Here is a 25,831-nt window from a genome sequence, read left to right on the forward strand (position 1 = left end):
ACCGATGAAACGATTATTTTTAAGCTTATTAACTGCAGGCGTATTATTATCGGCCTGTAACCAGACACCCGCCAATAGCGCGGCAGCAACCACAGCCGACAGTTCTGCAACCAAAACAGCTGCTACTACGGCAAACGCCGCTACTGCCCCTGTTATGAAGTTTGAAAAAGAAAGCCATGATTTTGGCAAGATCAAACAGGGCGATAAAGTTGGTTATGATTTTAAGTTCACGAATGACGGCAAATCGCCATTGATCATCACCGACGCGGTTGCCAGCTGCGGCTGCACCACTCCCGAGTGGCCTAAAACCCCAATTAAACCAGGCGAAAGCGGTTTAATTAAGGTGGTATTTAACAGCGCCGGTAAAACAGGTTTGCAGGACAAACAAATAACCATTACCGCCAATACCGTACCGGCACAAACCATGGTACACCTGATTGGCGAGGTATTAACAAAATAACAATTAATTAAAAAAATGATAGCTACTATTTTATTACAGGCACCAGCAGGTGGTTCAAGTCAGTTCGGGATGTTGATACCAATGGTATTGATCATCGTGGTGTTTTACTTTTTCATGATCCGTCCGCAGGTTAAAAAGCAAAAAGATCAAAAGAAATATGTTGAGGAACTAAAAAAAGGCGATAAGGTAGTTACCACTGCCGGTATACATGGCCGTATCATTGATTTGAACGAGACTACTTTTTTAGTGGAGGTAGAGAACGGCAAAATCCGTTTTGACAAATCAGCCGTTTCTTTAGATGCCTCAAAAGCACTAAACACACCTCCGGTAGCTGTAAAGAGCTAATTAAGGAAGCTGAAAGCGAAAGGCTTAAGGCCTAAAGCTAAAAAAACTTAGCAAAATGACTAAAGGCTGAAAGCTATAAATGATTAATCTCGTTTCTTGCTTTCAGCTTTTGGCTTTCTGCTTTAAGCTCAATAAATATGGCAATAGTAAAATTATCGGCTACAGAACGCAGGCGCTTATCGGCATTTTTCACCTGCCTGGTGCTGGCTGTTTTGGCCTGGTTGTTTACTACGCTCTCTACTCCGCAACCCTATACTATTCAGGAAGTACTTACTTATAAAAACGCGCCACAAAAACGCGCTTTTCACTCCCTGCAGCCCGATACGGTGAACGCTACCGTACAGGGTACCGGCTGGCAAATGCTTTTTTCGAGCATGAATAAAGAAAGTAAGCCCATTACCATTGATCTTTCGACGCTGGAAAACCGTAATTACGTGGTGCTTAATTCTCAGCTCAAACAGATCAATCTTAACAAGGATATTACGCAGCAAATCATATCTATCGACCCGGATACACTGTATTTTGATTTTTCGAACCGTTTGGTAAAAAAGGTGCCGGTACAGCTGATGCTGGGCATCAAATATCGCAAGCAGTTCGCCATATCTGGCAATTTGATCATTAAACCTGCATACGTAACCGTAAGTGGCCCTACCGAACGTTTAAAACAAATAAACGTATGGAAAACAGATTCGCTGCTGAGAAATGATGTGGGCGAAACCGTGAATACCCGTGTAAACCTGCAAGCGGTTAAAGAAGGAAATTTAAATGTTTATCCCAAAACGGTACAGGTGATCATACCGGTTGATGAATTTACCGAAAAAACATTGGATCTGCCGGTTAAGCTCATCAACAATCATAATTACGATAATGTAAAAGTGTTTCCACAACGGGTTAAGGTTACCTTCACCACCTCGCTGAGCAGGTATCCGGATATGACCGAAGACCTGTTTGAAGCCACTGCTGATCTTGACCTGTGGCGCGACCATGGCTATACTACCCTTCCGGTAAAACTCACCCGCGTACCCCCGTTTTGTAAAATTGTAAAGGTGAGCCCTACTAATATTGATTTTATTATTAAAAAGTGATTTTAAAATAGGTTTAACAGGTATAAAATTTTAATATGGTTTCAACTAAAAAATGATGTCATTTCGACGAGGAACGAGGAGAAATCTTTTGCGCCCTGCTATGTGAATAGGCTGAAGCAGAAGATTTCTCCTCACCCCCACTCATGCCATACGCATGTTCGTCGAAATGAAAATACTTATAGTCTAATAAAATCTCCTCAAAAAAATGCTTAAAATAGGTTTAACAGGTAATATAGGTAGCGGTAAAACTACGGTAGCCAAAGTTTTTGAGCTTTTGGGTATACCCGTTTTTTATGCCGACGATGAGGCAAAAAAAGTAATGGTGACCGATGCCATATTAATTGATGCCTTAAAACAAACCTTTGGAGCCGCATCTTATTTTGATGATGGCAGCCTGAACCGTAAATATATTGCCGGTATAGTTTTTAATAACGAAGCCGAGCTTAAAAAGCTAAACACGCTGGTACATCCGGCAACTTTCAGAGCTTTTGATAACTGGATAGCCAACATCCATGCGGCGCCTTATGTGATCAAAGAGGCCGCCCTGCTGTTTGAAAGCGACTCTTATAAAATGTGCGACCGCAGCTTGCTTGTATCAGCCCCTTTAGAGAACCGCATAGCACGTGTTATACAGCGTGACCATATTACACGGGCCGAAGTAGAAAGCCGCGAAGCACGCCAGCTTACCGAAGAAAAAAAGAAACAACTGGCCAATGATGTGATCATTAATGACGACCGGCAGCTGGTGATTCCGCAGGTGTTGGCTTTGCACCGGCAATATTTAGCCCTCGCGGTAGGTCAAGAATCAGGAACCAAGAGTCAAGAATCAAGAAAATAGCCAAATGTTCGAAAATCTGAGTAATGCTTAGTCCTATCAATAAAAATCAATGCATTAGCTTTCAGCTTTCTGCATTCCGCTTTAAGCTCCAATACAAATGATACTTAATGATTTTGTACAGATAGATGAAAAGGGATTGTATTGTAAATACGGTGATTTTTATCTGGACCCTAAACTACCCGCCAAAACAGCGGTGATTACCCATGGCCATGCCGATCATGCCGTAAGCGGGAACTATGATGTTTATTGTACCCGGGCAACGGCCAGCGTTATGCAGCTGCGTTATGACCGTACCGCGGCTAAGGTTTTTAATATAGTAGGCTTTAATGAGCCATTTACTATTGGTAAGGTAACTATAACCCTGATACCTGCCGGTCACATGCTGGGTTCGGCACAGGTACTGATGGAATATGAAGGCACCCGATACCTGTACACCGGCGACTATAAACTACAGCCTGATGATACCTGCGAACCTATTGAATGGGTAACCACCGATGTACTGATCACCGAAAGCACTTTTGCCGATCCTGAAGTGATACATCCTGACCCGGTTGCCGAAATACAGAAGATCAATTCCATCAAAACCAATATCCTGCTGGGCGCTTATGGTTTGGGGAAAAGTCAGCGGCTTATTAACCTCATCAGTACCCATGCACCTCAAAAAAAAATACTGGTGCATCACCGCATTATGCCCATCAACGCTATTTATCAAAAAATGGGTATTGTATTGGGACCGCATCAAATTTATGGCCGCAAACTGATGAAGGTGCAAGATGAGTTTGTTTATATCGTTCCGCCGTTTACGTTTGATAGCTATATCAGGGCTACAGGTGTAACCCGGCTTTTTGCCTCGGGCTGGAAAAACCTGCAGGTTAACCAGCGCGACACCTTATTTATATCAGACCATGTGGATTGGAACGACATCCTGGAAACCATAGCCCGCACTCAGCCCAAACAAATATGGACACTCCATGGCGATGGCCGGCATTTAAAAGCGCATTTTAACAATGATATTTTTGTAAAACTGCTTTAAAGTAAAACGTTTACAATTACCAATTTTTTTAGTAAATTTGTATAACGATAGCCCTAACGCTCTTTTTCAGAGGCGGCTGATTGTTTAGCTAAGCATAAATACGATCAAAAAGAGGGGTAATTTCCCATCAAGTTATTAAATAGATGTTTTTAACACCGTTTTAAGTCTTTTTAGATGAATTTCGGTCAGTTTTGATCACTTTTTGTGACTATTTATGTTAAAAATTGAACTTTAAAAAGTTTTGCCCACTTAAATAAATGTTACAGGAAGGGATAGATTATTACATTAATGAGGATGGCAATTTTGTTTTCACAAAAGAGTATCATTTAAAACGGGGCTATTGTTGTAAAAATAAATGCCTGCACTGCCCCTGGAATTATGGTAAAACAGATATTACTGATACTCAAAATGAATTAAATAAAAACAAGCTGTAATGAATAGTCCCTGGCATACGTATAGACTTAGCTCAAATTAAAAATAATTAAACATATTTACATTCTTATTGATTGTTACCAATTATGCGCATTGACGACGAAATACAAAGTTCAAACTTTGAAGATAACTATCATAAAGCGGTAATTAACATTGCATATACAGCAAGCTGGTTAACCAACGCTTTCAAATGCAGCTTTGATAAATATAATATCACCCAACAACAATTTAATATTCTGCGGATATTAAGAGGACAGTACCCTAAACCAGCAACTATCAATCTGCTGAAAGAACGCATGGTTGATAAAATGTCGGATGCATCGCGTATTGTTGACCGATTGATCCAAAAGGAACTGGTTTCGCGTTGTACCAATAATAAAGATAGACGAGCGGTTGATATCCGCATCAGCGAGCTGGGTTTACAAATTCTGGAAAAAATGGATAAGGAGTTTAAAACCAAAGATATGCTGAAAGATCATATAACCGAAGAAGAAGCCGCTATACTCAGCGACCTGCTGGATAAGCTGAGAGGGTAGTGTTAAATACTTTTATTTCTCATCCTGAGCGAAGCGAAGGATCTATTCGCGAACTTTGCATACTTTAAAACAGATTCTTCGCTCCGCTCAGAATGACAAGTATTAATAGTTGGTTGTAATATTAAAAATGCCCTCTTATTTTATCAGCTATCTCGGCATCATACAATGATCTTAATTGCTGATGAACCTCTGTTGATAAATGAGGCAGTTTTACCGCCTCTACATTGCTGTTAACCTGCGTTACTTTGGATGCCCCGGGTATTACAGTAGTAACCTCCGGATGATCCAAGATCCAACGAATGGCCCATTGAGGCATCCGGTCATCGGGCAACAGACTTTTTATTTTTTCGGATAGTTTTACCCCCTCAGCAAACTCGATACCCGAGAATGTTTCACCTGCATTAAAGGCTTCGCCGTTGGCATTATAGTTACGATGATCGTTCTGGCTAAACTGGGTTTGTGTAGTGAATTTACCGGATAATAACCCACTGGCCAATGGTACGCGCGCAATGATAGCTACGCCTTTTTCAGCAGCTTTTACAAACACCTCATCGGCCACGTGCTGCCTGAACAGGTTAAAGATGATCTGTAACGACGCCAAACCCTCCTGCTCCAGGCAGATCAATGCTTCCTCAGATGTTTCCACACTGGCGCCAAAATGGGTAATGAGCCCCTGCTCCTGCAATTGGCGCAAATGATCAAACACTTTGCCCGAGCGCATTTCTTCGGTAGGTATACAATGCAGCTGCTCCAGGAATATACGGGGGATATCCAGGTGGCGAAGCGAATCTTCTACCTGACGTTTCATGGCATCATAGGTAAAATTCTGAGGACAGCCGTTTGGAGCATCACCGCGGCGGCCCAGCTTGGTGGCAACATATACTTTATGATCAACAATTTTTAAAAACTTGCCGATCACGGTTTCGCTAACCCCCATACCATATACATCGGCAGTATCCAAAAAGTTGCCGCCAGCATCGGTATAAGCTTTTAATATATTGATGGCTTCATATTCGTTTACATTGCCCCAGTCGGCGCTGCCCAGTTGCCAGGTACCTAATCCAACTTCGGCAATGGCTGTGCCTTTAAAATCCCTGTAGTTCATCGTGTGGTTGATATGTTGTAAAAGTACAAAGCCGTTCTGATAAACAAAACGGCTTTGCAAATAGTATGATCGAAATATTTTTTAACTTATGCTTTAAATGCCGCGCTCTCCTGTTTCAAGATCTCCAATACCGATGGTGTAACCCGGCCAAAGAAGGATACTCCTGACGCCCCATTTTTCAAAGCATACTGAATACCCGAACGCACTTCTTCATCATTATTAAAATCAGAAAGATAAAGGCCTGCATACAACGGGAATTTACCATCAAGCACGTGAATCCCTTCGGCAACGGCATCGCCTATCCAGCTTACGCTTTCTTTGTAGAAGCCGTGATATATCATAGGGCAAACGCCATCCAATTTAAAGTTTGTCCAGTCCTGGCGTACATTACGGCGTGCCACCTCAGGCGTTGGGAAAACGGCCGCCGTGATCGGTTTTTTATGCTGATGAGCTACTGCTGATACCGCGTTCACCACCCTGATGATATTACCATACCTGAACAAACGCCAGGAAAGACTGGCATCCGGGTATTGGATGGCCTTAATATCCTTACCATATTGTTCTTTAAACTTAGCCTGGCAAACTTCGCAATAGCAAAAATCATATTCGGGCAGTTCTTTAGTTTGTTCAATTTTGTATTTATCCCACAGGTTTACAGGAAGTATCACATCGCAATAACGCACGTAATCCAGGTGGATGCCATCCACATAGTCCTTGGTCAATATATCATTAACGGTACTGGTTAGGTATTCCTGAACCTCCGGGCGCGATGGGCAAAGCCAGCGGTAATATTGAACATAAGGCGGTTTATCGGCACAGGAATCACCGTTGCGGCTTTTGCTGTACCATTCCGGATGATCGGCTAATTTTTCGGCACGGTTAAAAGTCCAGATCCAGCGGTGAGCCTCAATACCAGCAGCTTTCGCGGCGCGGAAGTGTCTTTCGCTATCATTCTCGAAAAATATCCCGGTAATACCGGCTGCCTTATATGCTGCGTAATTAGTTTTCAGATCCTCATCCGTATCCTTTAGGTTAGGATTGATCCAGATCCAGTTTTTCATGGCTTTTTTCTTATTTACAGCAATAGGTTTTGCCTGCCCTTTTACAGGTAATTGAGCGGCAACGGTGGCTACTAAACCAGCTTTTAAAAATTCGCGCTTATTCATGGCGTTTAGTGATTGGTGGTTAAGGGTTCAACAAATCCATCCTGGTTAATGGTATATGTTATTTTATTTTCCTCATCGTTAATTAAAGCCATAAACTGGTGTTTAGTAGCTTCGAGCTGTAAGTTATTAAATTTTTTTAAAATGTTATAACTACTTTCCAATCCCAGTTCTTTTAATGACCGCGCGTAACTATGATTTTGCCTTTGCCACTCTTTTTGCTTGTAATAAACCAGCCATAAATATTTTTTCTGCAGTTCGGCGTAAGGCATTTCAAACACCACATCATCGGCCTGATGATCGCTGAACAACAGGTAACCCCAGCGCTCCGGATAATGCATATTGATCAAGCCCTGGGCCGACCATACCCAGTTATGTTCCGGCAGATCACGACCGGAAACCGTATCCTTTACCTTGATATATTGGCCTTTCTGAATGTTTGTATCATATTCAACCCGCGAAAAATTAATACGCCATAAGGTTCCGTTTTGAGGCACAGCTCTCCGGAAACCTGGGCTAAGTGCCTTATAAGGGATAGCCATTTCAACTGTCCAGCCCTTGTCTGTATCGGCAGCATTATTGAGGGTGCCCTGTACTTTTACAGCGGTACGCAAACCAGGAGCATCCCATCCCGATATGGCGGCGCCCTGGTTACGATAGGGCTTTGTCAAAAATAAATCGAAAATGGTGTTCAGGGCATTAACTTCTATTTCATAGTATTGATGCCCGGTATTTATAGGATCAACAAACAATTCAAAATCATTCTCCCGGTATACAACCTCATCATGTTTTTTTAAGTTAGCCCACACACGCGGATCGTATATCCTGGCGGCGATATACAAACAGCTATCGTCCCAAAGCATTTTCACATTGGTTTGCAATGGAGGGTTGGGTTTCAGGCTGCCTTCAATATCTACAAAATCCTTCGTCCATTTGGCCTGTTGCCATATTTGCTCGTCAATATCCCCATCAATTGCGGGAGCCTTACTGGTATGTTTTACCACATAACTTTCGGGAACGGTAAACAGGTTTTCGAGCCCTTTAAAAACATCCTGAGCTTTAAGTTGCCAGGGCATCAACATCACAAAAACAGTAAAAGCCATCATTTTACGACGGCTTTTTAATAAATTGGAAGTAACGATATAGATTTTCATTAACTGCCCAGTTCTAATATACGGTCAAACTCCTCGCGTTTTAAACCCATTACCGAAAGGCGGCCTTGCCTAACCAAACCTACATCTTTTAATTGTTCATCAGCTTTAATGGTTTCCAGGGTCACTGGTTTCTTCAGGGTCTCAACCGGCGACAGATCAACCACTACCCAGTTAGGGTCTGAAGTTGTTGGATCCTGATAGGCCTCTTTCATTACTTTGGCAATGCCTACCACGGCTTTACCATCGTTACTGTGATAAAACAGTACCAGGTCGCCTTCCTTCATCAATCGTAAATTATTACGGGCTTGATAATTACGCACACCGTCCCAAAAAGTACGTCCATCTTTATTAAACTTTTCCCAACTGTATTTTACGGGTTCCGATTTGACTAACCAGTGCTGCATAAATGTTTCTGAATTATATATTTTGTAACCGTAAAGATGTTAAAATACACCGATAAACTAAAACAGCATTTTGTAAAAAACAAGGAAGGGCAAGAAATTCGGATAGTATCATACATTAGATAAATTATTGTTTAAATTTGATATATGACAAAATCTATAGTATTACTATTGTTGCTATCAGTTTCAACAATTTGCTACTCTCAAAATCTTTATTCGGCTTTGCATATGAACGATAGCCGGGAATATAAATTTGGGAGGCCAAAACGGATCATTGAAGAAAACACCTTTTATTCCAGCCATACGGAAATAGCTAAAAATATAAAAGTATTTGATGCAGCCGGGATGTTACTAACAGAAGAACGATATACCCAGGATGGGATACTGACCGCCAAGCTCACCTATATTAATGATACTACCAGGCACCTTAAACTCTCCAGGATCTTTGAAAGATGGTTAAAATATGGCCGAAGCAAGGAAATAGCTGTTAGCCACTACGATGAGCATGGCTTTCTGATTGGCTCTATTGATAGTACGGCAAATGGAAAGATCATTGATGTGGTGAAAATAGTTAATAACAGCAAAGGTGATCCTATTGAACTGGTTCTTTTTGATGCCAATAATAATCCATTCGGAAAAGAGACAGCTGAATATAACTATGATAAAAACACAGTAGTGGCCTCTGTATTTAAAAATGATGGAACAAAGCTTAGTTCCGACACAGCAAAGATTCGTTTTGATGCTGCCTCAAGTTATGATAAAAGCAACTACAATCAATATAATGACGTTGTTGGCTATTCTACAACAAATTTAAATGGCTCGGTAAATTTATATGAGTGCGAGTATAAGTATGATAAAACAGGTAATTGGACCGAACAAAAAATATATAAAACTACGCTAAAACCCAATGGCAAAAAGGAAAGGCAACTTGACAGGTTTTTCAAAAGAGAAATTACTTATTAGTTGAAAACCGGCAACAAAAACCAGATCTCTTAGAAACAAAACACAAAAAACCCCGCGATTGGCATCCCGGGGTTTTAGCTTCATAATTGGTCAAATCTATTTATTGTCCGGGTATGCTGTAAAAAAATCTTTCGTAAACAATTTTGCCATCTTTAACTTCATATACGCATACTTCCTGCATATTAACCCTGCCCATTGCCTTAAAGGTAATGTCCATATCCATGGTTATTGCAAAAAAGTTTCCTGCCACAATCGGATCAGAAATGGTACCGCCATGGATCTCTTCTACCGATTCAAACCATTGTTTTGATTTTTCCAATACCGCTTCTTTGCCCCTTGTAAATTCCTGATATCCGCCTTCCTGCTCCTGACTTACTATATTGTCGGCATACAGTTCATTCATGGCATCAAAATTTTTACCCTCGCGACAAAATTGCACTAATGCATTAGCTACTTCTTGTGTGTTCATAATCAGATGTTTTTAATTGGTAATTCTTTATTGTTAAAGTTATTAATAATCTATTCAAAACCGCAAACCATCATTTTAACTTTAAGTTACCTTTTGCTGAATTTTAGATTGTCAATAATCTGTTACATCCGGCATTATACCGATGATTAAATTAATATGAACTATTTTAGCGGGGAACAACCCGGTTTATTCATCATTTCACCTTTATCATGAATCAAAACTATACCGCACGACTAAACTTCCTGTTAACCGTTTTAAGCTTCCTGATGTTAACATTCCAGGCAAGGGCACAAGCACCCAATGATGACCCACATTTGGGGATCATCCCGGCGCCGGCTTCCATAACAAAAGTCCAGGGTACATTTATATTCAGCCAGCTAACCCAGATCAAAGCCGATAATATCAAAGACAGGAACGTTGCTTTTTTGAAGGATTTTCTGTTGAACAGCCGGCATTTTAATAACAAACTGTCTAAATACAATTCTAAAGTAAAATCGACCAAAGGAACTATCCTCATATTAACCGCTAAAGGAGCTGCCGCCTTGCCTAAAGAGGGTTATAAGCTAACCATAACCCCTCACCGCATTACCATTATTGGTAAGGATGCCGGCATGTTTTACGGCATTCAAACCTTCATGCAATTATTCCCGGTGGAGACTTTGGGTACCGAAAAATTCAGTTGCATAACCATTGAAGACAGTCCCCGATTTGGCTATCGAGGCATGATGCTGGATGTATCGCGTCATTTTTTTACTGTGCCACAGGTAAAAAAAGTTATTGAGCTGATGGCGGCCTATAAGCTGAACAACTTCCACTGGCATTTGGTAGATGGCCAGGGTTGGCGTATCGAGATCAAGAAATATCCTAAGCTAACCCAGGTTGGCGCCTACAGGATGCAAACTTCCTTTGGCACTAACCGCGATTGGCCCGATTCATTATCTTATGGCGGTTTTTATACCCAGGATGATATTCGCGATGTGGTTAAATTTGCAGCCCAACGCTATATCAATGTGATCCCTGAAATTGAAATGCCCGCACACTCCGAAGCTGCCTTGCGGGCCTATCCCGAACTCAAATGCGAGCCACCCGCCGATACCAAGATCCCCGCGCGTGACATCAACAATATCTATTGCCCTACCGAAGAAACTTTTACTTTCCTGGAGAATGTACTGACCGAGGTAATGGAGCTTTTTCCGAGCAAATATATTCATATAGGCGGAGACGAGGCTGGCAAACAACCCTGGAAAGAGTCGGCCTTTTGCCAGGCGCTAATCAAGGAAAAGGGATTAAAGGACGAGCACGAACTGCAAAGCTATTTTATACAGCGCATTGAAAAATTCCTGAACTCTAAAGGCCGCAGTATTATTGGCTGGGATGAGATATTGGAAGGCGGACTGGCCCCTAACGCCACCGTGATGAGCTGGACGGGCGAAGCCGGTGGCATTGCCGCCGCGCATCAAAAACATAACGTGATCATGACGCCGCAAACCACCGGCAACTACTTTGACCATTATCAAAGCGGATCACCGCAGGAGCCGGTTTCGTTTGGTCGTTATGCAGCTTTGGACGAAACTTATAATTACGATCCCGTATCCAAGGAATTAACACCTGACGAACAAAAATATGTGATAGGTACCCAGGGTAATCTTTGGACAGAGTACGTGCCTACCATGGCCAAATTACAATATCAGATATTGCCGCGGCTGTTCGCCCTTTCGGAAGTGGCCTGGAGCCTGCCAAAAAATAAAGACTATACCAATTTTGCCGAGGTACGACTGGCCAAACATTTTGCACGCTTGGAGGCTATGCACTATAACTATCGGGTACCTACCGCACTGCCGGTTATTGACACCATGGTTTTTGGCAATAAATTTACCTTTGCGCCCAAGTCTGTAGTGCCGGGTGCCCGGATCTTTATTACCTATAACGGCCGCGACCCGCTGGATACCGATTGGGAATATACCTCACCCGTAACTATTATAGTGCCGCCTAATGAAAAACGTGAGTTTAAAACACGTGTGATCACACCAACCGGTCGCCGCAGTATAGCTACCCGCATATTGATGTATAACCGCGCGCTGATACCGGCAGTAAACTATACCGCCAATAAATCTGGACTGAGCTATAAATTGATCAAAAGCAAATTTACGACACCCGAACAACTGGACTATGCCAGCGCGACAGACTCAGCCATTACCGATCGTTTAAATGCCGAAACCTTTAAAAAGGATAACCCCAGCTTTGGTATAGTGTACAGCGGTTATATCAACATCCCCGCAGATGGGGCTTACAATTTCAGTACGGCATCTTACACAGATACCCAGGTATTTATTGATGGCGAAAAAATAACCGAAAGCGAACCAGCTCTTCCACTGGCTAAAGGGTTCCATTCCATTAAGGTAAAATATATTTACAACGCTCCTGTACCCGTCCCGGGATCATATAGGGTAAGGCAAACCCCGCTACGCGTTTTTATATCTCCTCCGGGCTCGGCAGGCAAAAAGGAAATGATGCCGGGTATGCTGTTTAATTGATAAGGTTACCCATTATAAAAAGTGATTAGAAAAACGCCAGTTCAAGCGTGGACGCTTGAACTAACAAAACTGTGAGCGTCTACGCTCACAGCTACCCAAAACGTCAGGGAAATCGTTTTTAAAATAGAAGATCATATGAAGCCGTTACTGAATAAATAGTGGGTTTCGCGAGCGTGGACGCTCACTCGTCTTATATTCAAGCGTGGACGCCTGAATGGGCGATGGCAATCACAAAGCCCCCGGTAAGGGCTTTGTTCTAAGCCTATAATTTTATGGCTAAGTATCTTGATTAATTCATTTTATATTATATGTTTGTACATTATAACATATTAAATTATCCCGTTTGATTTTAATCATCCTCATTATAATGAAAAGACGACAATTCGGTATAAAAAGCTTCTGCCTTATCACTATTCTGTTTTTACTGAGCACCGTGGTTACAGGCGCTTATGGTCAAAAAGCGCAACCTGCTTTTACCTCCATAACCCTGCAGCCTACGGTGGCTTATGTAAAATATCATGGCGAAAACAGGCGAATAGCCAGGTTACTGTTCAGGAATGGCAAAAGTTATAATGCCGGTACCTTGTCGGTTTCATTTAATAACCATACAGACAATATCGTCATTCTTGCCAGTACGGCTGGTTTGGATGTTTTTGAAGTGCCCCTGCCTGGCCCTGCTATTAAAATAGCTACCCAGGCTACGGTTACTTTAGCATATAAGGGGCAAACTTATACGGCCCGCTGCATTATGGAACCAGCCCGCGATAATTGGAGTGTTTATGTACTCCCCCACTCCCATGTTGATATTGGCTATACCAATACACAAGCCAAGGTGCTTAAACTGCATATAGATAATATTGACGAATCTATTGATCTGGCCGAAAAAACACAGAACTATCCTGCCGAAGCCCGTTTTAAATGGACTACCGAAGCGATATGGGTGGTTGATAATTACCTGAAACAAGCTAGTGCCGAAAAGAAAGCCCGATTCTGGAACGCTGTAAAAAAAGGATGGATAAGCCTTGATGGAGCCTACGGAAATATCAATACCAGTATGACCGATTCCCGGCAGCTGATGCAGATGTTTGCCAAATCGCAAAAACTGGCACGCGAGCAGGGTATCGGGATCCATACCCTGTTCCAGGGCGATGTACCGGGGGCTTCCTGGGGATTAGCGGCCCAGGCTGAGCAAACGGGTATCCATTACTTTTTATCAGGCCCTAACGCGTCTGACCGGATCGGTAACCTGGCCAAGTGGCAGGATAAACCTTTTTACTGGTTATCCCCATCCGGTAAGCAGAAATTGCTGTTCTGGCAATGCCAGCCTTATTCCATCGGTTATCGGCTTAAAGGCACCAAAATACCTAACTTTTTTACCATCGATGATCCTAAGCCTTATTATACCGGTCATCCTGAAGAAAATTTCCTGAACCCATATCTTTTCCAATACCTGGGCGATCTGGAACAAAACAATTTTCCGTACAACATGACCATACTCACCTGGGCCATGAGCGATAACGCACCTATCGACCCGGAACTACCTGATGCCGTAAAAGCATGGAACGAGCATTATACTTCGCCCAAACTGATCATCACCTCGGTAAAACAGTTTTTTAATGACCTGGAAAAGCAATACAAAAATGAGATCCCTTCTTTTACCGGCGATTATACCGAATATTGGACGGATGGCGTTTCGTCTGCCGCACGGGAAACCGCTTTGAGCCGGGTTACATCCGACAGGCTGAAACAAGCAGGAGCTATCTGGGCCATCCGTAATACGCCAGCCTACCCGACTATTGCTTTTGACGATACCTGGAAAAACCTGCTGCTATATAACGAACACACCTGGGGAGCCTATAACAGCGTGAACGAGCCTGATAACGAAAAGGTAAAAAGTGAGTGGAATGTAAAGCAAGGTTATGTACTGCGAGCCGAAAAGCAGGTGGATTCTTTAATGACCGAGGCCTTAAAACCAACTGCAACGCAAGCCAATGCCATTGATATCTACAACACCACCAACTGGCCCCGTACAGACGTGGTTTATGTACCTGCAAATCTCAGCAAAACCGGCGACCTGGTTAAGGATGCTACAGGTAAAAAGATTCCCTCACAACGTTTAAGCAGCGGCGAGCTGGCTTTTGTGGCGGATGCCGTATCAGCCCTGGGTAAAAAAACCTATACCATTTATGCAGGCAAAGCCTTCAGCAATGGTCAGGCTAAAATCACAGGGAATAACTTAAGCAATGGCATTTATACCCTGGCTGTAGATCCCCAAAGCGGCAATATCGTAAAACTTATAAAAGGAGCAACTAGTCGTAATTATGTTGCTGCGGATTCAGCCGGGTTAAACCAATATATGTATATGCCGGGTGATTCATTAAAGAAATTGGTGAGCTCTACCAATACCCATATCAGCATAAAAGAAAATGGGCCGCTGGTAGTGAGTATGCTCATTTCTTCGGATGCTCCCGGAACTAAGGGCATTACCCGCGAAGTGAGACTCGTGAGCGGACTGGATCAGGTAGAACTCATCAACACTATAGATAAAACCGCCATTAGACGCAAAGAGAGTGTACATTTTGCATTTCCCTTTAATGTACCGGGCGCATTGGTGTGTTATAGTATTCCCTGGGGCAGCGCCCGTGCCGAGGCCGATCAGTTGCCCTATGCCAACCACAACTGGTTTACCATGCAACGCTGGGTTGATGTATCTAACAGTAACTATGGCATTACCTGGTCGAGCCCGGACGCGCCTTTATTTGAGATAGGTAACATTACTACCGGCAATCTGTTGGGTGGTTTGCATCATGCGCCGCAATGGCTTTCCTTCACTCCACAGGCATCAGTTTTGTATTCCTGGGTGATGAACAACCTGTGGCATACCAATTTCCGCGCAGATCAGGAAGGTAAAGCTACTTTCCACTACTTTATGCAGGTTCATGAAAGCGGTTTTAACAGCTTTAAAGCTGACCAAACCGGCCTGAATAATCATCAACCGCTGGTCGTATCCGCGGCCACCGGTGCGCCGGAAAAAGGCTTATTTTTTAAGATCACTGGTGATAACATTTATGTAGAAGCTATCAAACCAACTGACGATGGACAGGGCGTGATAGCTCAATTAGTGAACAGTAGCGATACCGATAGTGAGGTGAGCATCAGTCCATCAACAGTGCCCGCCATTAAGATCTGGGAAAGCAATCTGATGGAGGATAAGCTGAAGGAGTTAGGGAATCGTTTTACTATCCCAGCTAAGGGAGTATTGAGTGTGAGAATAGAGAGATAGTAACCTTCCCGGCAATCTCATTAAATTAGGGCTACGCCGTAGGAGTAAAAGCTTTGTAGCAAACAAAAAGGAGATATTAAGCATGCCGTAGGTATGCAACCTGGGTATAGTACCAACGGCTCTCGCGCTGTTTGAAGTCTCTGACTTCGAACCATTATGCCTGTAGTCTTCAGACTACAGGAAAACATGGAACCAACCGGCTATCTGTAGTTTTAAACTACAGGCATAGTCGCCCGAAGTCAAAGACTTCGAACAGCGAAGTATGCACCCTGGGTTTAGTACTTACGGTCAATGTCATTAAGTTACGAGATTCCCGAATGCGCCGTAGGTGCACAATGTCGGTAGAAAATTCATTTAACATTTTAGCGTGCCATCGGTACGCAACTTGGCGAGTTGCGTACCGATGGCACGGTATTTTTACATGCCATTTTCTACCGACATTTGACCCCTTGGGGTCGATCCTTAAATAATGACATTGACCAACCCACTTTTTTTGTTAATTGAGTATCCGGATGGATCAAGAAAAAGAGGCTGATCATGATGTATGATACAGCCTCTTTTTTATATCAGGATCTATGGTTTATTTATGTTTTGATCCCATATAAAAAGTGATCTCGCCACCGTTCATGATATCGGCATGGCTTATGAAAAGACCGTTAAGTACCTTACCATTCAGTTCCATTTTTTGTACATATACATTTTTAGGGCTTTGGTTTTTAACGTTGATGGTAAACGTTTTGCCATTATCCAAGTTGATCACCGCGCCATTCACCGCCGGGCTGCCGGTTGAATATTGGTCAGACCCAGGCGCTACCGGATAAAAACCCAATGAGCTGAAAATGTACCAAGCGCTCATCTGACCGGTATCATCATTACCGCCTAAACCATCTGGTGTTGGTTTGTACATGCGTGGTAATATCATACGAATGCGTTCCTGTGTTTTCCATGGTTTATCTGTCCAGTTGTACAAATAAGCCACGTGGTGTGATGGCTCGTTACCATGTACATAATTACCGATGATACCGTCGCGGGTAATATCCTCGGTTTCGGCAAAGTACTTATCCGGCAGGTTCATGGTGAACAAGGAATCGAGGTAACTTACAAAGCGTTTATTACCGCCCATCAGCTTGATCAGCCCTTTTGGATCTTGTGGGGCAAACAGGGTGTAGTTCCAGGAATTCCCTTCAATAAAGCCCTCGTTAATAGTACTCAATGGATCAAACTTTTGACGAAAGGTACCATCTGCCAGTTTGGGGCGCATAAAGCCAGCTTTGGCATCGTATACATTCTTGTAGTTTTGCGAGCGTTTGATAAACTCTTCGTAAATATCGTTGCGTTTCAGTTTCTTAGCCATCTGTGCAATAGCCCAGTCGTCGAAAGCATATTCCAGGGTTGACGATACCGACACACCACTTTTTTCATCCGGAATATAACCCCTATCTATGTATTCACCTATACCTTCATAATCGCGATGACGGGCAGTAGCTACGCAGGCATCCAGCGCTTTGTTGGCATCAAACGGGGCATTACCTTTTACAACCGCATCGGCCAGTACCGTTACGCTGTGGTAACCACTCATGCACCAATTTTCGTTGCCAGAGTTTGACCATATTGGCAGCATCTTTTCCGGACTTTGATCAAAGTGCACCATCATGGATTGTACCATATCCGCATTGCGCTTAGGATCAATAATATTGAACAAAGGGTGCAAAGCACGATAAGTATCCCACATTGAAAAAGTGGTATAGTTGGTAAAGCCATCTGCTTTATGCACATTTTGATCAAGCCCTTTGTAGTGGCCATCCACATCCATATAAATGGTTGGGTTGATCATGGCATGGTACATCGAGGTATAAAAGTTCTGCTTAGTCTCTTTGCTGCCTTGTATCACAATTTTGTGCAGTTCCTGCTCCCATTGCTGCTGTCCTTCGTTTTTCACCTTCTCAAAATCCCAGCCTGGTAATTCGGTACGCATATTGTTGAGTGCGCCATCCATGCTTACCGGCGATATGGCAAATTTGATCTTGATTTTTTCGCCTTCTTCGGTTTTAAAATCAAAGTAACTTCTAATTTGGCGACCCGCTATTTCAGGGAAGTTTTTGGTTTGATTGAACTTACCCCAGAAACCTCCGTAAACTTCACGTTTATCGTATTTTTTGTAACCATGCTGATAGAACGGTTTTGAAAAGCTCATAGCAAAGTACAGTGAGCGGGTGCGCGCCCAACCATTAGTTTGGCGATAGCCTATCACGGTGGAGTCATTCAATACCCGCAGGTAAGTCCACACATTTTTGTCGGGATAGTTATAAATGCTCGCCATCAGGTCCAAAATGATGTGCGATTGATCTGACTTCGGGAAAGTGTATTGGTGAAAACCCACGCGCGTGGTGGTGGTCATTTCGGCAATGATATTGCTGGCATCCAGCTTCACTTTGTAATAATTGGCCTCGGTAACCTCATTTTGGTGTGAAAATGCAGAACGGTAACCGCTACCGGGCTTGTCTGCAGTACCCGGATTCAGTTTTAAAGCGCCTACGGTAGGCATGATCAGGAAATCGCCCAGATCAGAGTGCCCTGTACCGCTGAAATGGGTATGGCTAAAACCAACAATGGTTTTATCATCATACTGATAACCCGCACAGTATTTATATACATCAGGATTATAATGACCGTTGAGTTCATAGCTGGCCGTATCTGTTTCGGGACTTAACTGCACCATACCAAAAGGCACGGTAGCTCCAGGATAAGTGTGCCCCATCCGTTGAGTACCTATAATGGGATTAACGTACTGTACCAGTTTTTCTGCCGGATGTGTTTGTGCACCTGCTATAAAAGCGGTGCCCAATAAAAAAGCAGTGAATAAATGTTTCATATGATATAATTAGTTTTTCTCTGACAGAGAAAATGGAAAATCTTTGTCTTGCGTACCCCTGCTTTTGTTTGGTGTTGCTCCCATATCCACATTGATCACCGCACCCTGCATCAGCGCTTTGTGACTCAACCAGTTTGGAGTATATGTTTTACCGTTAACATTAAACGTTTGTACATAGCGGTTTTGCGCATTGTTGGCAGGGGCGTTAATCACTACTTGCTTGCCGTTCTCTAATGTAAGGGTTAGTTTTTTAAACAATGGTGCGCCCAGCACATATTGGTCGCTGGCAGGGCAAACCGGGTAAAAACCCATGGCCGAGAACACATACCAGGCCGATGTTTGACCATTGTCTTCATCACCGCAATAACCATCGGGTGTAGCCTTGTACATACGGTTCATGGTTTCACGAGCCCAATACTGGGTTTTCCAGGGTTCACCTGCATAGTTATACAAGTATATCATATGCTGGATAGGCTGGTTGCCATGAGCATACTGACCCATATTAGCTATCTGCATTTCGCGGATCTCGTGGATCACACCACCGTAATAACTATCGTCAAATACCGGCGGCATGGTAAATACCGAATCAAGCTTGGTCACAAACTTTTGTTTGCCGCCCATCAGGTTAATGAGTCCCTGAATATCATGAAAAACACTCCAGCTATAATGCCAGCTGTTACCCTCGGTAAAGGCATCGCCCCATTTGAAAGGGTTAAAAGGTGTTTCAAAAGAGCCGTCTTTATTTTTGCCACGCATTAAACCGGTTGATGGATCAAACAGATTACGGTAATTTTGGCTGCGTTTTTTGTAGATGCCAATTTCAGATTCTGGTTTGCCCAGGGCTTTGCCCAATTGGTAAATGGCAAAATCATCATAAGCATATTCCAATGTGCGGGCTGCATTTTCATTGATCTTTACATCATAAGGAACATAACCCAATTCGTTATAATATTTTACGCCGTAACGGCCTGTGGCAGATATCGGGCCTTCGTTATTAGCGCCGTGTACCAGGGCATCATATAAAGTATTAATATCATACCCGCGCAAGCCTTTCAGATAAGCTTCGGCAACAACCGAGGCTGAGTTATTGCCCACCATGATATCAGCATAACCCGGACTCGACCACTCTGGCAGCCAGCCACCTTCTTTATAGTCGTTGATCAAACCTTCCTGCATTTCTTTGTTGATGGACGGATAAACCAGGTTCAGGAATGGGTAAAGCGCCCTGAAAGTATCCCAAAAGCCGGTACCGCCAAACAAATAGCCTGGCATTACCTTTCCATTATAGGGACTGTAATGCACTATCTTATTCTGCGCATCCAGCTCATACAGCTTGTTCGGAAAAAACAGCATGCGGTACATGCAGCTATAAAAAGTGCGGGTTTGGTCAATGCTGCCACCTTCTACATTAATACGGCTCAGGGTTTTATTCCATACCGCTTTAGCTTTTTGGCAGGTAGCATCGAAGTTATCGTTTGCCAGTTCGCGTTTCAGGTTCAATTCAGCCTGTTCAAAGCTTACAAATGAGGAAGCTACTTTCAGATGTACCTTTTCACCTTTGGTTGTTTTAAAACCAATAACTGCTCCGGAATGGGCGCTGTTGATCTCTAATGAATCATGAGCAAGTGTTTTATCATGCCATGCTTTGGCCAATGTAAAAGGTTTATCTATGTAAATAACAAAGTAGTTTTTAAAATTGGTCATTTTACCGCGTGCATAGCGGGTACTATAACCGATGATCTTTTGCTCCTTAGGCAATATTTTGATGTATGACGCCCGGTTAAAAGCATCAACTACAATGAATGAGCTATCAGATTTAGGGAAAGTGAACCTAAATTGGGCGGCTCGTTCGGTTGGCGTAATCTCTGTAGTCACATCAGCGTTGGCCAGATAAACACTATAGTAATAAGGTTTGGCTGTTTCTGATTTATGCGAAAACCAACTGGCACGCTCGTCCTGGTCAAAACGCAGTTTGCCGGTTACCGGCATAATTACAAATTGCCCGTAATCATTCATCCAGGGACTTGGTTGGTGGGTTTGTTTAAAGCCTCGTATTTTATCGGCCGCATAAGTGTATTGCCAGCCATCGCCCATTTTGCCGGTTTGCGGTGTCCAGGTATTCATCCCCCAGGGCAATGCTATAGCCGGATAAGTATTTCCGTTTGACAAATCGGGTTTAGAATCAGTGCCCATCAAGGGATTAATATAATCAACAGGACTGCTGATCTTTCCAGTTTGCTGTGCATAGGTACTCAGGCAAAGTGAAACCAAAATGGCGCTAAAAAGTGCTTTCATTAGTTATAATTTAGTTGTGATGAAACTGCAGGGCTGCATAACAATCCCAAGCAAATTGCTTTTGTACTATTACTTAATTTCATATATATAATGGTGTGAATAGGTTACGCTGCAATAACCGGATTGGCCGCATAGGCTGCCCAAAGTTCATCTAATGTTTTGCCGGTTTCTTTTTTCCAGCTATCATTAGTAAAGGTATGGTTGCGTAGTTGGGCATCCAAATTTTTTACCAGCCCCGATTTAATGTTTTTCTCTATCCACACCAGGAAACGGGCGGTGATGCGATAGCTGTTTTCATAGCTTTGGGTTGCCTTAAACGCAGGTAATGCCCATTTGGCACCTTCGTTATCGACACCAAATTTATAGCGGGCATAATCGGCAATGCCTTCGGTTAACCAGCCGGGTCCGTTGTTATTGCTACCATAATCCTGCACAATATGCATTACTTCATGCGTAACCACATCAATGTCATGCGGGTGCTTGGTCATGTATTTTGAACTAAAAACAACACGGCCGTTATCTGTGGCAGCAACACCATTATAAGCGGTATCAATAACAAAAGTTACACTTTTTAAGGTTTTTTTATTGTAGGCTTTTGCCAGTTTAGGATAAACAACGTAAAAAGTTTCGACTAACTTAGTTTTAAGTTCAGGGCTGAAATTGGCATCCTGATTTTCAAAGGTTAATTGGTAACCTTTTTTGTTAAAAACTTCGGTTGGCTGTGCATTGCTGTTGCTTGAAAGCCCTAAAATGATCAGGAGATTTAAAAGTAAGATTCTTTTCATGGATGCTTTGGTTAATGTTGCGATAATGATTATTTAGATGTTTTCCAAAAGTAAAACGTTTTACCAATATATATAGTATTATTTATTTTTTTTGATTGTAACAATTATGATTTTAATAAGCGTTCATCGCTTCTTCGATAAACGCTTTGAGTACTTAATTATTAAAGAGCTAAAAAATCGATAAAACCACATACAATTAAGCACATGTTGCGTCAAATTACTTTAAAACTCACTTTTATTTGATTTAATGAATTTAATTTACTTCAATAATGGCATTATTTTTTAGAGGTGTCGATCCTCTTTCTATAAGTTTGGATGGTATTTGATATTGGATTTTTGAATTACTCTTCTTGTCTCCTCCTATTCCTGCCAACAGAAGGTCAATAGCCGACTTTGCTATTTCATAAGTAGGTTGTTGTATGGTTGTGATTCCGGGCGGATACAAACTAAATATTTCATTATCATCAAAACTTACCATAGCCAGGTCTTTAGGAATATTTAGCCCGAGCTGTTTAATACCTTCCAGGCCCATTGTACCTAAATAGTTGGTGGTAAAAAATATCGCATCCATTTGCTTCTGCTGTTTTATAAAAGCCTTTATAGCTTCTATGGCTTTGTCCTTATCTGTATCAAAAGGCAATTTGAATAGTAGCTTTTTATCCTCCTTTATGTTATTCATTTTTAAAGCATCTTTATATCCCCTTGTACGATCCTGTAATTGAATAAGGTCAAGATCAGCCGTTACCAGGCCGATCTTTTTATACCCTGCCTTTAAAAGATGACTAACCGCACTAAAAGCGCCTTCATGATTATCAACCAGCACATGTGGAATATCCAGCCCAGGGAAATAACCGTCAATTAATACTACCGGTTTTTCATTGGCGATAAGGTTTTGGATATCTTTCTCTAAACCTTTCATAGGGGTGATGATATAACCATCTACCAATTGCTGCGAAAGCATTCTGATCACATCTTTTCCCTTCTGAACATTATTGTTGGTACTGCAATAAATAATTCTATAGCCTTCTTTTTCAGCTTCTTCTTCTATTACTTTGGCCATAGCCCCAAAAAATGGACCTCCAATAGTTTCAACCACCAAGCCTATTACTTTTGAAACACCGGTACGAAGACCTACTGCCATCCTGTTAGGCTCATATCCATTTTTGGCGGCTACATCCAGGATTTTTTTGGTTATTTCTTTACTAATACGGCCTTTGCCGTTTAAAACAAATGATACCGTTGTAATAGAGGTATTGGTTAGTTTTGCGATATCCTTTATGGATATTTTTTTATTTATCATTATTTGTAGTCTCTCGTGATTTTAGGCTTATTGTATAATCCGCAACAATTTAGGTAAATACCCAGTTTATCAAAAATATAAATTTACAACAATGTTGCTACATCTATTACTTATGATATAGGCGTTATTGATAAACGTTTTTTTTCTATAAATAATATACTTGTTGCTGTGTACTAAACCCTTTTAGTGATACGGATATAGTTAATAAATATGCTTAATTTACCATTTTAAATTGACGTCCCTTTAATAATTAAACACTGACAGACAAAAACTGCTATGAGCATTACGCCCAAACTTACCCGTTTTGATCTCTCGATGATCGTTATCAGCCTGGTGATTGGAATGGGTATTTTTGCAACACCCGGAGAAGTAGCTATTAATTCAAGTAATCCTTTCCTGTATTTTGGCGCCTGGTTTTTTGGAGGTGCTATCAGCCTATGCGGGGCCCTTACTTTTGCCGAAATAGGGGCACGCTATCCCACTACCGGGGGTTTTTACAAGGTTTTCTCCTATTGCTTTCACCCGGCATTCGCCTTTATGATCAACTGGATATTGGTGATCAGCAATGCCGCCTCGGTGGCTGCTGTGGCACTCATAGGTGCCGAGTATATAAACCCCGTAATTATGCCTGCCAGTCTGCAAAATGACCTGGGTATTAAGATCACAACTATCACGTCGGTACTTATCTTATATATCATAAATTTATTAGGCATTAAAATGAGTGCACGAACTCAAAATGCACTTACCATATTTAAAATAAGCATGATCCTTATTCTTTGTACTGCCGTATTCAAAAGTCATATAACACCCGGTGCTTACAGAGTTATTGTACCACCTGAGAATAATAATTATGATTTGAGCGCATTCGGGATAAGTTTAGTGGCTGTATTCTTCACGTATGGCGGTTATCAACAAACCATTAATTTTGGAGGAGACATCATTAACGCCAAAACCAACATCCCCAAAGCAATTTTTACAGGGATGATAACCGTTATACTTCTATACCTGCTTATTAACTTTGCTTATTATTCCGTATTGGGGATCAAGGGCTTGCAACATAAAACCGCACTGGCTGCCACTCTTGCGGGTGCTATTTTTGGCGCCGTTGGCTATAAGATCATCTCATTGCTGATGTTTGTTTCTGTGCTCGCCTTCATCAATGTTAACATTATGGCTAATCCCAGAGTTTACTATGCTATGGCCGAAGATGGAATTTTACCTCATCGTTTTAAGCGTGTTAACCAAAAAACACAGGTACAAGAGTTTGGCCTAAGCTTTTTTGTGACCGCGATACTCCTTATATTGTTTTTTATAAGTTCATTTCAAAAGATACTCAGCTACGTGATGTTTTTTGATACCATAGGACTTTCTACAGCAGCAGTAACCATTTTCATTTTAAGAAGAAAAACCAAACATCTTGACAGAACGGGTATTTACACCATGAAATGGTACCCTGCCATCCCTATTATTTTTATTGCCGCTTATTGGTTTGTTACTATAAGCATATTTATCGAAAATCCAATGGCTGCATTGATCTGTCTTTGCGCTTTTGTTACCGGTCTCGTTATATATTTTATTACTAAAAACAGCCAGAACACCATTATAATACCCTAACTATGGAGCTTTCATTTATATTAAATGAATTGGGAGAAGAAAGAGAAAATTACTTTAACGCGGTTTCGCCTCCCATCATACAATCAAGTAATTTCACTTTTAATACGGTAACGGGCCTCAGGCAGGCTATGGCCGATGAATTTGATACCAATCTGTACTCCAGGGGGCAAAATCCAACACTAAGCATCTTACGAAAAAAACTGGCCGCGCTTGATGGTGCCGACGATGCTTTGGTATTTAGCAGCGGTATCGGGGCCATAAGTGTTCCTTTACTTTCCCTGCTTAAATCCGGCGATCATATTGTGGCTGTAGAGAATCCTTATAGCTGGACCATAAAACTTTTCAAAGAATTTTTGCCCAAATTTGGCATTAACACCACTTTTATTGACGGCACCATTTATGACAATTTTGAAACTGCCGTTACCTCCCAAACACGGTTGATATTTTTAGAAAGTCCTAATACTTTTAGTTACGAGCTACAGGATATTAAAAGGATCGCCAAATTTGCCAGATCGCATGGTATTGTAACCATGATCGATAACAGCTACTGCAGCCCTATATATCAGCAACCTATCAGTATGGGTATCGACCTGGTAGCCCAATCGGCCACCAAGTATATCGGAGGGCACTCTGATGTAGTAGCGGGTGTGCTTACAGGTAGCAAAGAACTGATCAGACAGATATTTGATCATGAATTCATGAACCTGGGTCCTGCCATTTCGCCACATTCTGCATGGCTGCTGTTGAGGGGGTTAAGAACTTTGCCCTTGCGTTTACAACGCAGCTTTGAAAGTACCGGGGTTATTACTAAATGGCTACAAGAACATGAACACGTTCACCAGGTGATATGGCCTTTCAGCACGGACTTTAAACAAACACAACTGGCGCATGAGCAAATGCAGGGTTGTGGCGGGTTATTCAGCTTCTGTTTGAAAAATTCTTCATTTAAAAAAATAGAGACATTTTGCAATAGTCTCCAACATATATTACTGGCCGTTTCCTGGGGTGGGCACGAGAGTTTAATGCTACCATCAATCGCCGCTATTTCAGAGCAGGGGTATACTGCAACGGATGAGCGCCTTCAATTGATCAGGATGTATGTTGGCTTAGAAGATACTGCATACCTGATTCAGGATCTTCAGCAGGCATTGGCCAAAATTTAAT

At 42.1% G+C, this 25,831-nt stretch carries 21 protein-coding genes; 12 read left to right on the forward strand and 9 right to left on the reverse strand.

The genetic code is table 11. The features are described from left to right. The first annotated feature begins 4 nt into the window (after positions 1-4). The 7 genes from AB6735_RS04865 to AB6735_RS04895 all read left to right on the forward strand — a co-directional run bounded on the left by AB6735_RS04865 (position 5) and on the right by AB6735_RS04895 (position 4,729). On the forward strand, positions 5-460 hold the full coding sequence (locus AB6735_RS04865; protein ID WP_370994719.1) for a DUF1573 domain-containing protein: 456 nt from the start codon (positions 5-7) through the stop codon (positions 458-460). A 15-nt stretch (positions 461-475) separates the two neighbouring features. After that, positions 476-805, forward strand: coding sequence for a preprotein translocase subunit YajC (yajC, locus tag AB6735_RS04870; protein ID WP_370994720.1), 330 nt, complete (start codon positions 476-478; stop codon positions 803-805). A 137-nt stretch (positions 806-942) separates the two neighbouring features. After that, positions 943-1,890 carry a YbbR-like domain-containing protein gene (locus AB6735_RS04875; RefSeq protein WP_370994721.1) on the forward strand — a complete coding sequence of 316 codons (948 nt, stop codon included), beginning with the start codon at positions 943-945 and terminating at the stop codon, positions 1,888-1,890. A 205-nt stretch (positions 1,891-2,095) separates the two neighbouring features. Beyond that, complete coding sequence (gene coaE / locus AB6735_RS04880; protein WP_370994722.1) at positions 2,096-2,728, forward strand: dephospho-CoA kinase; 633 nt, start codon at positions 2,096-2,098, stop codon at positions 2,726-2,728. A gap of 97 nt (positions 2,729-2,825) precedes the next feature. Then, positions 2,826-3,761, forward strand: a complete 936-nt coding sequence (locus AB6735_RS04885) for an MBL fold metallo-hydrolase (RefSeq protein ID WP_370994723.1) — start codon at positions 2,826-2,828, stop codon at positions 3,759-3,761. 257 nt (positions 3,762-4,018) lie between these two features. Then, complete coding sequence (locus AB6735_RS04890; protein ID WP_370994724.1) at positions 4,019-4,195, forward strand: DUF5522 domain-containing protein; 177 nt, start codon at positions 4,019-4,021, stop codon at positions 4,193-4,195. Between the two features lie 84 nt (positions 4,196-4,279). Next, on the forward strand, positions 4,280-4,729 hold the full coding sequence (locus AB6735_RS04895) for a MarR family winged helix-turn-helix transcriptional regulator (protein ID WP_370994725.1): 450 nt from the start codon (positions 4,280-4,282) through the stop codon (positions 4,727-4,729). Between the two features lie 121 nt (positions 4,730-4,850). On the opposite strand, the gene AB6735_RS04900 is transcribed toward AB6735_RS04895, so the two are convergent. The 4 genes from AB6735_RS04900 to AB6735_RS04915 form a co-directional block, all read right to left on the reverse strand. Next, positions 4,851-5,834 carry an aldo/keto reductase gene (locus AB6735_RS04900; RefSeq protein WP_370994726.1) on the reverse strand — a complete coding sequence of 328 codons (984 nt, stop codon included), beginning with the start codon at positions 5,832-5,834 and terminating at the stop codon, positions 4,851-4,853. A gap of 86 nt (positions 5,835-5,920) precedes the next feature. Continuing rightward, complete coding sequence (locus AB6735_RS04905) at positions 5,921-7,000, reverse strand: family 10 glycosylhydrolase (RefSeq protein WP_370994727.1); 1,080 nt, start codon at positions 6,998-7,000, stop codon at positions 5,921-5,923. A gap of 5 nt (positions 7,001-7,005) precedes the next feature. Further along, positions 7,006-8,151, reverse strand: coding sequence for a carbohydrate-binding family 9-like protein (locus AB6735_RS04910; RefSeq protein ID WP_370994728.1), 1,146 nt, complete (start codon positions 8,149-8,151; stop codon positions 7,006-7,008). Further along, on the reverse strand, positions 8,151-8,555 hold the full coding sequence (locus AB6735_RS04915; RefSeq protein ID WP_370994730.1) for an EVE domain-containing protein: 405 nt from the start codon (positions 8,553-8,555) through the stop codon (positions 8,151-8,153). The genes AB6735_RS04910 and AB6735_RS04915 overlap by 1 nt, the downstream gene beginning before the upstream one ends. A gap of 144 nt (positions 8,556-8,699) precedes the next feature. On the opposite strand from AB6735_RS04915, the gene AB6735_RS04920 reads away from it, so the two are divergent. Then, a complete protein-coding gene (locus AB6735_RS04920) occupies positions 8,700-9,515 on the forward strand; it encodes a hypothetical protein (protein ID WP_370994731.1) in 816 nt (271 codons plus the stop codon). A 100-nt stretch (positions 9,516-9,615) separates the two neighbouring features. On the opposite strand, the gene AB6735_RS04925 is transcribed toward AB6735_RS04920, so the two are convergent. After that, positions 9,616-9,984 carry a SnoaL-like domain-containing protein gene (locus AB6735_RS04925; protein WP_370994733.1) on the reverse strand — a complete coding sequence of 123 codons (369 nt, stop codon included), beginning with the start codon at positions 9,982-9,984 and terminating at the stop codon, positions 9,616-9,618. A 209-nt stretch (positions 9,985-10,193) separates the two neighbouring features. Between AB6735_RS04925 and AB6735_RS04930 the strand changes: the two genes are divergently transcribed. Together AB6735_RS04930 and AB6735_RS04935 are read left to right on the forward strand one after the other, a co-directional pair. After that, a complete protein-coding gene (locus tag AB6735_RS04930) occupies positions 10,194-12,518 on the forward strand; it encodes a family 20 glycosylhydrolase (protein WP_370994734.1) in 2,325 nt (774 codons plus the stop codon). A gap of 367 nt (positions 12,519-12,885) precedes the next feature. Then, positions 12,886-15,801 carry a glycoside hydrolase family 38 C-terminal domain-containing protein gene (locus AB6735_RS04935; RefSeq protein ID WP_370994735.1) on the forward strand — a complete coding sequence of 972 codons (2,916 nt, stop codon included), beginning with the start codon at positions 12,886-12,888 and terminating at the stop codon, positions 15,799-15,801. A 580-nt stretch (positions 15,802-16,381) separates the two neighbouring features. Here AB6735_RS04935 and AB6735_RS04940 read toward each other — a convergent pair. The 4 genes from AB6735_RS04940 to AB6735_RS04955 all read right to left on the reverse strand — a co-directional run bounded on the left by AB6735_RS04940 (position 16,382) and on the right by AB6735_RS04955 (position 23,053). Then, positions 16,382-18,673, reverse strand: coding sequence for a GH92 family glycosyl hydrolase (locus AB6735_RS04940; RefSeq protein WP_370994736.1), 2,292 nt, complete (start codon positions 18,671-18,673; stop codon positions 16,382-16,384). A 9-nt stretch (positions 18,674-18,682) separates the two neighbouring features. Next, on the reverse strand, positions 18,683-20,968 hold the full coding sequence (locus AB6735_RS04945; RefSeq protein WP_370994737.1) for a GH92 family glycosyl hydrolase: 2,286 nt from the start codon (positions 20,966-20,968) through the stop codon (positions 18,683-18,685). Between the two features lie 104 nt (positions 20,969-21,072). Then, positions 21,073-21,753 carry a basic secretory protein-like protein gene (locus AB6735_RS04950; protein WP_370994738.1) on the reverse strand — a complete coding sequence of 227 codons (681 nt, stop codon included), beginning with the start codon at positions 21,751-21,753 and terminating at the stop codon, positions 21,073-21,075. Between the two features lie 253 nt (positions 21,754-22,006). Beyond that, positions 22,007-23,053: a LacI family DNA-binding transcriptional regulator gene (locus tag AB6735_RS04955; protein ID WP_370994739.1), complete on the reverse strand. Its 1,047-nt coding sequence runs from the start codon at positions 23,051-23,053 to the stop codon at positions 22,007-22,009. A 276-nt stretch (positions 23,054-23,329) separates the two neighbouring features. On the opposite strand from AB6735_RS04955, the gene AB6735_RS04960 reads away from it, so the two are divergent. Continuing rightward, the gene (locus AB6735_RS04960) at positions 23,330-24,667 is read left to right on the forward strand and encodes an APC family permease (protein ID WP_370994740.1); all 1,338 of its coding nucleotides are present in this window, start codon (positions 23,330-23,332) and stop codon (positions 24,665-24,667) included. Positions 24,668-24,669: 2 nt separating this feature from the next. Then, a complete protein-coding gene (locus AB6735_RS04965) occupies positions 24,670-25,830 on the forward strand; it encodes a PLP-dependent aspartate aminotransferase family protein (RefSeq protein ID WP_370994741.1) in 1,161 nt (386 codons plus the stop codon). Position 25,831: the final 1 nt, after the last annotated feature.

It is taken from the genome of Mucilaginibacter sp. RCC_168 (genome assembly GCF_041355315.1).
Classification (GTDB): domain Bacteria; phylum Bacteroidota; class Bacteroidia; order Sphingobacteriales; family Sphingobacteriaceae; genus Mucilaginibacter.